Raw genomic sequence first — 12,380 nt, 5'->3', positions numbered from 1 at the left:
GGACCGGCCTGGGCGGCGACGGCGTCAGCCGCGTGCGGGAACGGGACGGCTTCCGGGGCGGGGGGAGCCGAGGGCGCGGGGACTGTCGGGTCGGCGCTCGCGGCGACGGCCGGGTCAGCGCCTGCGGCTACGGCTGGGTCAGCGCTTGCGGGACCTGTCGGATCGGCGCTCGCGACGATGGCCGGGGCCACGGTCGCGGCCGCCGCGTCAGCGGTCTCGGCCACTTGCACCGCTTCGACGGCCGTCTGGGCCGTCTCGACCACCTGAGCTGCCTCGGTCGCCGCGGTCGTCTCGACCACCTGAGCTGCCTCGGTCGCTGAGGTCGTGTCGACCACCTGAGCTGTTTCGGTCGCTGAGGTCGCCTCGACCGCCTGCGTTACCTGGGCAGTCTCGGCCGCCTGCGCCGACTCGGTCATCTCGACCACCTGCGCCGCCGTCTGCACCATCTCGGCTGCCTGGGCCGTCTCGGCAGTGCGCGCCGTCTGGTCCGCGTACACCTCGGCTGCGGGCGGCGCGATGGGCGCGGCGGGAGCGTCTTCCGGCGCCTCCTGGAACGGAGGGGCGGCTTCCGCGAGCTGCGGCGCGTCAGGGAACTGCGGCGCTTCCGGAGCCTGGGGGGCCTGCGAGGTCGTGACGGCCTGGGGCGCGTCCTGGGCCACGGGCGCCTGGGCGGCCTGCGGTGCCTCTGGAGCATGTGTCGTCGTGTCGGCCTCGGACAGATCCGGGGTCACGGGCGCCTGGGGGGCCTGCGGTGCGTCCGGAGCCTGAGGGGCCTGGGCGATGTCCTGGGCCGGCGAGGCCTCGTGGGCCTGCGGCGCCTCCGCCTCGGCCGCCTCGGCATTCTCGGCCGCCTGCGGTGCACCTGTGACGACAGAGACCTCAGTGGCCTGAATGGCCTCAGTGGCCTCTGACACCGCTGGGACGACCGTTTCTGCTGATGCGGCGTGCGGCTCGTGCTGGGCCTCGGGCAACTGCTCCGGCGCGGGTGCCTGCTCGGCGGCCCGCGGGGTGCCGCCCTGCGAGGGGATCTCGCCGAGCCGCGGCCCGGACGCGGCCGCGTCGTCGCGCGGGGCGTCCAAGTACTCGGGCCCGGCGGCCGACGGCGCCGCGTGCCGCGCCGGCACGGCCTGCTGCGCGGTGGTCGCCCCGGCGGGCCCCCGGTCGGCGAGCGTACGCACCGGGCTGCCCGAGCTGTCGGGCACCGCGGGGCCCGAGGGGCCGTGGTGCAGCGGACGCCGCGAGGGACCCGCGTGGGACGCGGCGGACACGGCGCCGGGCATGCGGACGCCGTTCAGGTCGACCGAGCCGCTGTCCCGGCCCGCGGTCTCGTGCGGGCCCGGCTGATGAGCGGCCTGCGCGGCCTGGGCCTGGGCGGCGGCCTGCACCTGGGCGGCCTGAGCCGCGTAGGCCTGCGCCTGCGCCTCGCTCCACGCCCCCTGGGCACCCGGCATCAGCAGCAGATCGTCGTCGTCGGCGGGGTTCTCGGAGGGGTCGGCGGGGTCCACGAAGGTATACGCACCCGGAGCGGGAACGCCCGGCTGCTGCGCCCCCATGCCCTGCACGGGGCCGGAAGGTACACCGTTGCCTGCGCCCTCCGGCAGCCCCTCACCCGGGATCTGGCCGGTGTCGGTCATGCGTAACCCCTCGCCCATCGGTTAGTGCTTCTTCGACCGCCCCTCGGCCTTCGGCCGGGGAGGCCCCATTGACCGGCGCGGCGCACCAACCGCCCGTCTTCCTCAACGAGCGTGCGCGCCGGGCGGCACGAACCGCGTACCGGACAACCAGCATTGTCCCGGTCGACCCGCCCCCATGGCAGCTTGATCGGCCACGGCCCGCTGTGGACTGCGCCACGTTGCGCGTCCTCCGGTCCCGCCGTACCACACCGGCCCCCCGGAACGGGTGGACTTTCCGGACCTTGACCAATGAATTGCCGGGCACCCGGGTGCGGTACAACGATCGGCCAGCCTACCCCGCACCCCGCCGCGGCAGGGTCACGGGGAACGGTCCGGCAGCCCTCCGGACAGCAGGAATGCCACTGTCCGCTTCTCTTCCCGCCAGCCGCGGGTGTCCATCTCGACGGACTGGAGGAGGGCGCATTCGACGACGTACCCGTGCTCGGACAGGTCCCGGCCGATGAGCTCCGCCGCGTCGCGGGTCGCCGCGTGCGTCACGATGCGCTCGGGACGGCGGTCGGCCACCGCGGAGACCACCGCCGCTCCCCCGCCCCCCACGCGTACGACGTCGGGTTCGGGCAGGTCTTCGAGGATGTGCGGCGCGACGCCGTGCACGGTCTGCGCCTGGACCCCGAAGCGGCGCACCGCGGCGGTGGTGCGGCCCAGGGCGTCGGCGTCGCGGTCGACGGCGATCACGGCGGCGCCGAAGCGGGCCGCCTCCGCGGTGAAGGCGCCGCTGCCGCAGCCGATGTCCCAGACGAGGTCGCCGGCGCGCGGTCCGAGGCGGGCGAGTTGGGCGGCCCGCAGCCGGTCGCTCTCCCCCTCGCCGAGCCAGATGTCGCCGCCGTACTCCGCGGCGGGCAGCGCCCAGCCGCGCGGCGAGAGCGACGGTTCGCGCCCGGCGATCCAGCCGGTGTCGGAGGAGGGGACGGTGCCGGACCCGCCGACGACGATGACGACGTTCGGGTCGCGCCAGGTGTGGTCGGCCGCCTTGTCGGAGGTGACGACGGTGACCCGCTCGTGGTCGGTGCCCAGCTCCTCGCAGATGACGAAGGTGCGGTGGACGCCCTGGAGCAGCAGGCTCAGTTCGGCGGGGCCCGCGCCGGGCGAGGTGAGGACGGCGACCTTGGTGTGGGCGCGGCAGACGTTCACGGCGCGGCGCAGGGTGCGGCGGTGGGCGACCACGACCTCGGCGTCGTCCCAGGGCATGCCCGCGCGGGCGAAGGCCTGGGCGACGGAGGAGACGGCGGGCACCACTTCGACTTCCAGGCCGAATTCCGGGGCGCGCAGGGTGCGGACGACACCGAAGAAGCCGGGGTCGCCGTCGGCGAGGACCACGGCGGTGCCGCGGTGGGCGGCGATGCGGCGGGCGGCGAGGCCCACGCTGCCGAGGCGGATCCGTTCGGCCTGGGCGGGGATCTCGTCCAGCGCCAGGTGGTGGGCGGCGCCGGCGACGAGTGTGGCGGCGCGGAGCGCGGAGTGTGCCGCGTCGGTCAGCGGCGTACCGTCCCAGCCGATCACCGTGACCCGGTCGGCCATCTTGGTCTGTCTCCTGGGTTCTCGCGGGTCTTCAGTGCGGGGCGGCGGCTGCGGGGGCGACCGCGCACGCGGCCACGGGCGAGCGTACCTGGTGGGACTCGGGGATGCCGGGGAGCCGGGCGGGCGTGCCGGGCGGGGGGCGAGCCGGGTTCAGTTCCAGTCGGAGAAGGCGGAGAAGCCGCTCTCGGCCAGGCTGTCGGACACGCCTTCGAGGTCTTCGGGGAGCAGGCTCCACACGATGAGGTCGGTGCGCAGCTCGAGCCAGCCGCCGAAGGGGTCGCCGCCGTTCCTCGTCCGCGCTATCCAGGCGCCGCGCAGGACGCCCTCGCTGACGCAGCCGATCTTCTGGGCGACCTGCTGGGCTGCGGTGTTGTCGGCGGCGGTGCGCAGCTCGATGCGCTGGAACGCCTGGTCGTCGAAGAGCCAGTGGGCGGTGGCGAGCGCCGCCTCGGAGGCGTAGCCCTCGCCGCGGGCCCAGGGGGCGATGACGTAGCTCAGCTCGCCGGCGCGCACCCGCCAGTCGGTGTTGCGCAGGTGGACGAGGCCGACCAGGCGCTGGGTGAGGAACTCCGTGACGGCGAGGGCGATTCCGCGGCCCTCATCGCGCTCGGCCGGGGCGAGCCGGGTGATCCAGTCGCGGGCGTGGGCCTCGGTGTAGGGCTGGGGCACGGAGGTCCAGGCGGTGACCATCTCGTCGTTCATCATCTCCGCGTACGCGGCGACGTCGGCGTCCTCGAACGGGCGCAGCACCAACCGCTCCGTGCTGATGGAGATGTCGGGGAAGGTCGTCATGCGCCGCTCCGTAACCTGGAACCTCGGGCCTGCTGAAGTGCCCAGCATGCAGCATGCGGGCACGCGGGCGCACCACGGGGTCCGCTCCTTCCTCAGGAGGGGACCCCGGGTGCGGGCGGCAGCGGACTGCCCGTCAGTTCCCTTCGGCGGGACTCTTGTCGACGGGCAGGACGGAGCCCTGGTACTTGTCCTCGATGAAGCGCCGCACCTCGGGCGAGGTGAGCAGTTTCGCCAGTTTGCGCACCCGCGGGTCGTCCTCGTCGCCCTTCTTGACGGCGAGGACGTTGTTGTACGGGTTGTGCTTCGGCGACTCCAGGAGGATGGCGTCCTTCTTGGGGCTGAGCCCGGCGTCGAGCGCGTAGTTGTTGTTGATGACGGCCGCGTCGACGTCGTCGAGGGAGCGCGGCAGCTGCGCCGGGTCGAGCGGCTTGACGGTGAGCTTCTTGGGGTTGGCCGTGATGTCCTCGGGTGTCGCGGTGGTGCCGACGCCCTTCTTGAGCCCGATGACGCCCTTGGCGGCGAGCAGTTGCAGTGCCCGGCCCTCGTTGGTCGTGTCGTTGGGCACCGCGACGGTCGCGCCCCGCCTCAGCTGCCCGATGTCCTCGGTCTTCTTGGCGTACACGCCCATGGGCGGCAGGTACACCTCGGTCACCGGCACCAGGTCCGTCTTCTTGGACGCGTTGAAGTCTTCGAGGTACGGGGTGTGCTGGTACAGGTTGGCGTCGAGCGAGCCTTCCTGGAGGGCGGTGTTCGGCGTGACGTAGTCCGTGAACTCCGTGATCTTCAGGTCGAGCCCCGCCTTCTTCGCGAGGTGCTCCTGGACGTACGTGAGGACTTCGCCGGCCGGGGTCGGGGTGGCCCCGACGACGAGTTGGTCGCCGCCGGACCCCGTGGCGTCCCCGCCGCACGCGGTGAGCCCGAGGCCGAGGGCCAGGGTGCCCGCCGCGGCGGCGATGACGGTCGTACGCATGATCAGAACGCCGCGACGACGGCGCCGTCGTACTTGTCGGCGATGAACTTCTTGACCTCGGGCGAGGTGAGGAGCTTGGCGAGCTTCTTGACGCGCGGGTCCTTCTCGTCGCCCTTCTTCACGGCGAGGAAGTTGCCGTACGGGTTGCCCTTGGCCTTCTCGGCGGCGAGGGCGTCCTTGGCGGGGCTGAGCTTGGCCTCCAGCGCGTAGTTGCCGTTGATCACCGCGGCGTCGACGTCGCTCAGGGAGCGGGGCAGCTGGGCGGCCTCCAGCTCCTTGAACTTGAGGTTCTTCGGGTTCTTCGCGACGTCCTTGGGAGTCGCGTCGTAGCCGACGCCCTTCTTGAGCTCGATGAGGCCGTTGTCCGCGAGGAGCTTGAGCGCGCGGGCCTCGTTCGTGGTGTCGTTCGGGACGGCGACGGTGGCGCCGTCCTTCAGGTCACCGAGCTTCTTGACGCCCTTGGAGTACACGCCGAGCGGCTCCAGGTGCACGGTGGCGCCCGGGACGGGCACGATGTCCGTGCCGTTCTTCTTGTTGAAGTCGTCCAGGTACGGCTTGTGCTGGAAGTAGTTCGCGAAGACCTCGCCCTGCTGGACGGCGGTGTTCGGCGTGACGTAGTCGGTGAACTCCTTCACCTCCAGGTCGAGGCCGGCCTTCTTGGCGAGGTTCTTCTGGACGTAGTCGAGGATCTGGCCCTGCGGCGTCGGGGTGGCGGCGACGACGAGCGCGCCGTCCTTGTCGCCCGCGGGGCCCTTGTCGGAGCCGCAGGCGCTCAGCCCGAGGGTGAGGGCGCCGGCGGCGAGGACAGCGGTGGTGATCTTGGCGGTGTTACGCACGAAAAGTGCCTTTCTCCAGGGGTGGTGCGGCCCCGCACGGGTGGGCGGGGCGGTCTGCGGGCCTGCGCCCGGTCAGCCGGTCTTGGTGACCTGGGTGGCCTTGGTGGCCTCAGTGACCGGGGTGGCCTTGGTGGCCTGCGTGGCCGGGGTGGTCTCGGCGACCTGCGTGACCTCGGCGGTCTTGCTGGTCGACTCCGCGGCGGCGGTGGCGGGCAGCGCCCCGCGCAGCGGCCGGAACAGCGGACCGGAGCCGCCGCCGCGCTTGTGCAGCCTGCGGGCCGCGTAGTCGCCCGCGAACTGGATGATCGAGATGACCACGGCGAGGATCGCCACGGTGATCCACATCAGGTCGGTCTCGAAGCGCTGGTAGCCGTAGCGCAGCGCGAGGTCGCCGAGGCCGCCGCCGCCGACCGTGCCCGCCATCGCGGAGTAGCCGATGAGCGCGACGATCGTGGTGGTGGCGCCGGAGATCAGCGAGGGCAGCGACTCCGGCACGAGGACCTTGCGTACGACGGTCCAGGTGGAGCCGCCCATCGACTGGACGGCCTCCACGAGCCCGCCGTCGACCTCGCGGATCGAGGTCTCCACCAGGCGCGCGAAGAACGGGATGGCGCCGACGGCGAGCGGCACGAGGGCCGCCTCCCGGCCGATGGTGGTGCCGGTCACCCAGCGCGTGAAGCCCATCAGGGCGACCATCAGGATGATGAAGGGCATCGAGCGGGCGATGTTCACGACCTGCCCGATGACCTTGTTGAGCACGGCGTTCTGCAGAAGCGCCCCACGCTCGGTGAGGACGAGCAGGACACCCAGCGGCAGTCCGGCGACGACGGCTATCAGCGTCGACCAGCCCACCATGTAGAGCGTGTCCCAACACGCCTGCTCCAGCAGCGGCTGCATCTCCGACCAGGTCACTTGGCACCTTCCTTGACCAGCAGCGTCTCGTCCCGGGGCGCGGGCACGGGCTCCTCGCCCGCGATGTCGACCTGGAGGCCCTGCTCGCGCAGGAACCCGATCGGGACGACGTTCTCCTCGAAGCGGCCGGGCAGTTCGATGCGCATGCGGCCGACCTGCCTGCCCGCGACGGTGTCCATCGCGGCGCCCAGGATCGAGATGTCGATGTTGTACGTACGCGACAGCTGGGAGATGACCGGCCGGGTCGCGGCGTCGCCGTGGAAGGTGACGTCGACGACGGTGCGGTCGTCGCCCGTCGCCTCGCCGCTGACGGGGAAGAGCGCGGCGGCCAGCTCGGAGCCGGGCGTCGCGAGCAGTTCGCTGACGGTGCCGGACTCGACGATCTGCCCGCGTTCCATGAGGGCGGCGGAGTCGCAGACGCTCTTGACGACGTCCATCTCGTGCGTGATGAGCAGGACGGTCAGACCGAGCTGCTGGTTGAGGTCGCGCAGCAGCTGCAGGATGGAGCGGGTGGTCTCCGGGTCGAGCGCGCTGGTCGCCTCGTCGGAGAGCAGCACCTTCGGGTCGCCGGCGAGGGCGCGTGCGATGCCGACGCGCTGCTTCTGGCCACCGGAGAGCTGTGCCGGGTAGGACTTCGCCTTCTCGGCGAGGCCGACGAGATCGAGCAGTGCGAGGGCCTTGCGGGAGCGCTCCTGGCCGGAGAGGCCGAGGATTTCGAGCGGCAGCTCGACGTTGTCCTGCACGGTCCGCGAGGACAGCAGGTTGAAGTGCTGGAAGACCATGCCGATGCGGCTGCGGGCCCGGCGCAGTTCCCGGCCGGCGCGCGGGCCGCGGCCGGCGAGGGCGGTGAGGTCCTGGCCCGCGACGGTCACGGTGCCGGAGGTGGGGCGTTCCAGGAGGTTGACGCAGCGGATCAGCGAGGATTTGCCGGCGCCGGACTGGCCGATGACGCCGTACACCTCACCCTCGCGGACGTGCAGGTCGACTCCGTCGAGGGCGGTTACTTCACGACCGCGTGAGCGGTAGACCTTGGTGAGGCCGGAAGTGGTGATCACAGGGGATTCCGTCACTGTCGAGTGCGCGGCGCGGGTGTGGCCGGGCACGGGGCATTCGTTCGGAACGCGGCACGGTTCTCGCGGTGGCGATAGGAACCGGAGGACGTGTGCGCGGGGCTAGCTCGCTTCCTGCGTCGGTACGGCTCTCGTCGCGTACGTCGGGCAGGGGCGCGGCACAGCGGCTTCGCTTCGGGGCGCGAGGCTCTTCGGTGGTGCGGGGGCCCTCAGAAGGCGCACATTCGACACATACAACGAGCACCGGGCGTCGTGATCGCCTCGGTCGCAAGGGTGCGGCTGCTCGTCGTGGTCATGGGCCCAAGTAAAACACGCGTGAGCCGACCGTCCACCACCGCTGTCCGAATAGCGGACAGCGGTGGGACGGGTGCGGGCGGACCGGGCGGGACGGTCAGTCGGCGACGGTGATCTCCACGGTGCCCGCCGTGGCCTGCGCGGACACGGCGGAGAGGTCCTTGACCAGGAAGTCCGCGGACAGCTCGGAGACGTCGTGGGTTGTGGCCAACGCCACGGTCGTCATGCCGGCGGCGCGGCCCGCGCCCAGGCCCGCCGGGGCGTCCTCGAACACCACGCAGCGCGCCGGGTCGACGCCGAGCTTGTCGGCCGCGAGCAGGAAGGGCTCCGGGTCGGGCTTGCCGCGCGTGATGTCGTCGGCGGCGATCAGCAGCGCGGGGCGGATGCCGACCTCGGCGAGCCGGGCCTCGGCCAGGACGCGGGTGGCGGAGGTGACCACGGCCCACTTGTCCGTGGGGAGCGAGTCGAGCAGTGCGCGGGTGCCGGGCAGCAGGTGGACGCCGCCGGCCACGTCGGACACCTCCAGCTCCTCGATGCGGGCGACGGCCTCGGGGAGCTTCTCCGGGGGCAGCAGGTCGGCGGCTATCTCGGCGGCGGGGCGGCCGTGCAGCTCGACCCGGGCGAACTCCTCCGCGGTGATCCCGTACTCGGTGGCCCACCGCGTCCAGCAGCGGTGGACCGACTCCAGGGAGGAGATGAGGGTGCCGTCGTTGTCGAACAGGAGCGCTTCGGCCTGGATCTTCACGGGTCCCAGCGTACGGGGCACTGCGGGGGCAGGAGCATCGGGTCAAAGGGCACGTAATAAAGTCACGGGCATGCTTGTTGCCCTGACGATCGCGACCGCCGTGGCCGCGCTCGCCCTCGCCGCCTGGTGCGGTTTCGCCGCGTACCGCGACCAGCCGACCAAGGACTGGCACTTCATCGGCATGGGCGTGGTGACGCTGCTCGCCCTGGTCCAGCTGATCGTCGGCATCGTCCAGCTGGCGCGCGGCGAGGACCCGGAACAGGGCACGACGATCTTCGTGGCGTATCTGCTCGGCTCCTTCGCGTGCGTCCCGGCGGCGGGCTTCATGTCCCTCGCGGAGCGCACGCGCTGGGGCTCCCTGACGGTCGCCGCGGGCGGCGTGGTCCTCGCCGTGCTCCAGGTACGGCTCTACGACATCTGGGGCGGCTGAGATGACGGACACCGAAGAGGGCGTCAAGGGCGAGCCCCGCCGGAAGCTGATCACGGGGCCGGGCATCCTGTTGCTGTGGCTGTACGGCGTGATGGTCGTCGGCGCGGTCTCGCGCTCGGCGGTCCAGATCTCGACGGACTTCGACAAGGCCCCGCTCGCCTACTCGCTGTCGGCGCTCGCGGGCCTCGTCTACGGCTTCATCACGTACTCGCTGGTGCGCGGCGGCGAGACGGCCCGCCGGGCGGCGCTTGTGTGCTGCGCCGCCGAGCTGGTGGGCGTACTGGCCGTCGGGACGTGGACCCTGGCGGACCCCTCCGCCTTCCCGGACGCCACGGTCTGGTCGGACTTCGGGATGGGCTACCTGTTCATCCCGGTGATCCTGCCGGTGACGGCGATCTTCTGGCTGGTGAGGGCGCGGCGGGCGGGACGCTAGCGTCGCGCCCGCCGCCCGCGCGCTTGCCCGGGCCGGTGGCTCGGTCAGGCGCTTCTCGCGTATGCCCGGGTGTCGGAGTCCTTGGTCAGGGTCACGACCGTGAGGCGGTCGTTGACCCGCTCGGTCTTCACGGGGGCGTAGCCGTGCTTGCGGTAGAGCTGGAGGTTCTGTTCGCTGCGGTGGCCGGTGAAGAGCTGGAAGCACTTGGTGGTGCTGTCCGCGCCGAGCCGGCGTTCGATCGCGAGCAGGAGGCGGCCGCCCAGGCCGTGCCGCTGCATCCGGGGGTGGACGATGAGCTTGCCGATCCGCGCCGTGCCGTCGCTGTCGGCCGTGCCGCGCACGGAGGCCACCACCTCGTCGCCGAGGCGGGCCACCAGGACGGTGCCCGTGGTCAGTTCGGCCTTGATGGAGTCGAGAGTCTGGGTCAGCGGCTCGATCGAGTAGTCGCCGTAGAGCTCGGCCTCGCTCTGGTAGCAGAGGTATTGCAGTTTGAGGATCTGCTCGGCGTCCGCTTCCGCCGCCTCCGAGATGGTCACGCTCATGCCCATGTGTGCATGCCTCCCGCTCACCTGCTCCACCGGTTGTCTAACGCTCCATTCCCCGCGGTGCAGGAGCTGCAACCTCCGCCGCCAGCATTCTGCGCAGGCATCCCAGGCATCGGGAACGTTCCGGCCCCAGACTGCCCTGTGACATTCCCAACTCCCCTGCGATTTCCCGGTAGGTGAGGTCCTTGGGGGACAGCAGCGCGGCCACGATGCGGGGGCAGCGGCCGGGCAGTCTGCGGACCGCCGCGTACAGGCTGCGGCGTCGGTCGGCGCTCAGGGCGCGCTGTTCGGGGCCGTGTTCGGAGTCGTCGGCGGGTTCCTGCGCGTACGCCGTCTCGCGCCGGGCGGCGCTCCTGGAGCGGCGCGCCTCGGACCGGACGGCGCCGCGCACCCACCGCGCCGGGTCGGCGGGCGGGCCCTTCGACTCCAGGCGCTCCAACAGCCGCAGCCAGACGGCCTGTTCGAGGTCGCCGGGGTCGTCGCCGTGGCCGAGTGCCTCCGCGGACGCCTCGGCGGCGAGCAGCGGGCCGAGGGCGGGGATCAGCGTGGGAATGAGCTCGTACGTCATGTCGGGCGGGACGCGGCCGCTCCGGTGCGAGGTTTCCGGAGCGGCCGTCTCTCACCCCAACCGGGTTCGGTCGATCCGCCGTTGACGCCTACCGCTCAGTCCTTGGCGGAGTTCCGCTCAGTCCTTGGCGAAGTCGGCGGCGGCCAGCAGCGCGGTGTCCGGGTTGTCGGAGAAGATGCCGTCGATGCCCGTCTCGAAGTAGGCCTTGAACGCGCCGAAGGCGTCTCCGTACGCGGTCGGGTCCGTGCCCTTCCTGAAGTCGGCGGGCAGGAAGGTGTTCTCGTTGCGCATCGTGTACGGGTGCAGGATCAGGTCGGCGTCGTGCGCGTCGTCGACGAGCGTGGTCGGCGTGCCGAGGCTGCCGTCCGCCTTCTTGGGAATGATCAGGTCGAGCGTGGGGCCGATGCCCTGCGCGAACCGTGCCATCCACCGCAGGCCCTCGGGCTTGATCAGGTCGGCGACGGTGCGCGGGTCGCCGGCCTCCACGAAGTCCCAGGGGCGGCTGGCGGCGCCCGACAGGAGCACGACGCGCGGCGCGGAGACCAGCTCGGCCAGGCGCTGGATGCTGCTGGGCTCGAAGGACTGGAGGAAGTTCGGCGAGTTCTTCTTGTGGCGGCCGTACCGGCGCAGCAACTTGGCCAGGGGCTCTTCGAGGCCGAGGCCCAGCTTGCGGAAGTACGTGGGGTGCTTGGTCTCGATGTGCAGCCAGACGTGCCTGCCGCGCCTGCGGCCCTCCTTCTCGGCCCACTCGAAGACCTCTTCGAGAGTGGGCACGGCCCAGCGGCCGTCGTAGAGGGTGTTGCGCTGGCGGGTGCCCGGGATGCGCTCCTTGGCGCGCAGCGTCTTCAGCTCCGCGAGCGTGAAGTCCTCGGTGAACCAGCCGGTGAGCTGGGCGCCGTCGACGGACTTGGTGGTCTTGCGGGACGCGAACTCGGGGTGCGCCGCGACATCCGTCGTCGCGGTGATGTCGTTCTCGTGACGGCATACGAGGTGACCGTCCTTGGTGGGCACGACGTCCTGTTCGATGACGTGTGCGCCCATGTCCAGGGCCAGCTGGTACGAGCCGAGCGTGTGCTCGGGCCGGTAGCCGCTGGTCCCCCGGTGCGCGACGACGGTCGGCTTGGGCAGGCTCTCGTACCCGCCGTGCCCGTGCCCGTGATCGTGCCGCTGGTCGGCTCTCGCCACGCCGGGCAGCCCCACCACGGCCGTGCCCGCGCCGGCGAGCGCCGCCCCCAGTACCGCTCGACGTCCCCGGCTCGTCCCCGGCTGCTGCTGACCCGACTCCTGCGTCGCCATTGGCGCTCCTCCCGATGTGCCTCCGCCTTGCACCTGACAAAGCGGGACTGATCGTAGGTGGCCGCGAGTGACGGGTGGGAGACCCTGGACGGAACGTGAGGGTGACGCGGCATGGCGAGTGTGCGCGGCACCGGCGCGGCATGGGGGTGCGGAGTGCGGCGCCTCCGGTGAGCGGGGCGTGGGGGGCGTGGGGGCGGCCGCTGCGCAGGTCGCCATGCGGGTCGCTTGCAGGTCGCTGCGCGGAGAGAAGTGAGGGCGTGACAAGGACCACTACTTC

The 12,380-nt window shown here is 71.9% G+C and carries 12 protein-coding genes and 1 pseudogene; 2 read left to right on the top strand and 11 right to left on the bottom strand.

Annotation, left to right across the window (positions count from 1 at the left end; all coding sequences use genetic code 11):
* The 8 genes and pseudogenes from ACZ5GP_RS21690 to ACZ5GP_RS21655 form a co-directional block, all read right to left on the bottom strand.
* Positions 1-1,634: pseudogene (locus ACZ5GP_RS21690) on the bottom strand (hypothetical protein); the annotation flags it as partial.
* A 357-nt stretch (positions 1,635-1,991) separates the two neighbouring features.
* Complete coding sequence (gene cbiE, locus ACZ5GP_RS21685; protein WP_468752394.1) at positions 1,992-3,212, bottom strand: precorrin-6y C5,15-methyltransferase (decarboxylating) subunit CbiE; 1,221 nt, start codon at positions 3,210-3,212, stop codon at positions 1,992-1,994.
* A gap of 150 nt (positions 3,213-3,362) precedes the next feature.
* Positions 3,363-4,004, bottom strand: a complete 642-nt coding sequence (locus ACZ5GP_RS21680; protein ID WP_468752393.1) for a GNAT family N-acetyltransferase — start codon at positions 4,002-4,004, stop codon at positions 3,363-3,365.
* Between the two features lie 133 nt (positions 4,005-4,137).
* A complete protein-coding gene (locus tag ACZ5GP_RS21675) occupies positions 4,138-4,974 on the bottom strand; it encodes a MetQ/NlpA family ABC transporter substrate-binding protein (RefSeq protein ID WP_468752392.1) in 837 nt (278 codons plus the stop codon).
* A 2-nt stretch (positions 4,975-4,976) separates the two neighbouring features.
* A complete protein-coding gene (locus ACZ5GP_RS21670; protein ID WP_468752391.1) occupies positions 4,977-5,810 on the bottom strand; it encodes a MetQ/NlpA family ABC transporter substrate-binding protein in 834 nt (277 codons plus the stop codon).
* A 72-nt stretch (positions 5,811-5,882) separates the two neighbouring features.
* Positions 5,883-6,722, bottom strand: a complete 840-nt coding sequence (locus tag ACZ5GP_RS21665) for a methionine ABC transporter permease (RefSeq protein WP_468752390.1) — start codon at positions 6,720-6,722, stop codon at positions 5,883-5,885.
* A complete protein-coding gene (locus ACZ5GP_RS21660; RefSeq protein WP_468752389.1) occupies positions 6,719-7,777 on the bottom strand; it encodes a methionine ABC transporter ATP-binding protein in 1,059 nt (352 codons plus the stop codon). The genes ACZ5GP_RS21665 and ACZ5GP_RS21660 overlap by 4 nt, the downstream gene beginning before the upstream one ends.
* A 406-nt stretch (positions 7,778-8,183) precedes the next feature.
* Positions 8,184-8,831, bottom strand: coding sequence for an HAD-IA family hydrolase (locus ACZ5GP_RS21655; RefSeq protein WP_468752388.1), 648 nt, complete (start codon positions 8,829-8,831; stop codon positions 8,184-8,186).
* Positions 8,832-8,901: 70 nt separating this feature from the next.
* Here ACZ5GP_RS21655 and ACZ5GP_RS21650 point away from each other — a divergent pair, with 70 nt between their 5' ends.
* Both ACZ5GP_RS21650 and ACZ5GP_RS21645 read left to right on the top strand, forming a co-directional pair.
* Positions 8,902-9,261, top strand: a complete 360-nt coding sequence (locus ACZ5GP_RS21650) for a hypothetical protein (protein WP_223773597.1) — start codon at positions 8,902-8,904, stop codon at positions 9,259-9,261.
* 1 nt (position 9,262) lies between these two features.
* Entirely contained in the window at positions 9,263-9,694 is a 432-nt protein-coding gene (locus ACZ5GP_RS21645; RefSeq protein WP_468752387.1) for a hypothetical protein, read from the top strand.
* Positions 9,695-9,738: 44 nt separating this feature from the next.
* Here the strand turns inward: ACZ5GP_RS21645 and ACZ5GP_RS21640 are convergent, their stop codons facing one another.
* From ACZ5GP_RS21640 to ACZ5GP_RS21630, 3 genes are all read right to left on the bottom strand, one after another.
* The gene (locus tag ACZ5GP_RS21640) at positions 9,739-10,242 is read right to left on the bottom strand and encodes a GNAT family N-acetyltransferase (protein ID WP_468752386.1); all 504 of its coding nucleotides are present in this window, start codon (positions 10,240-10,242) and stop codon (positions 9,739-9,741) included.
* A gap of 37 nt (positions 10,243-10,279) precedes the next feature.
* Positions 10,280-10,807: a sigma-70 family RNA polymerase sigma factor gene (locus tag ACZ5GP_RS21635; protein ID WP_468752385.1), complete on the bottom strand. Its 528-nt coding sequence runs from the start codon at positions 10,805-10,807 to the stop codon at positions 10,280-10,282.
* 117 nt (positions 10,808-10,924) lie between these two features.
* A complete protein-coding gene (locus ACZ5GP_RS21630; RefSeq protein ID WP_468752384.1) occupies positions 10,925-12,103 on the bottom strand; it encodes a glycerophosphodiester phosphodiesterase in 1,179 nt (392 codons plus the stop codon).
* Between the last annotated feature and the right edge of the window lie 277 nt (positions 12,104-12,380).

Source organism: Streptomyces sp. NPDC031466, assembly GCF_055581265.1.
Note: the sequence above shows the minus strand (reverse complement) of the source record. Positions and strands in the feature narration are given on the sequence as shown.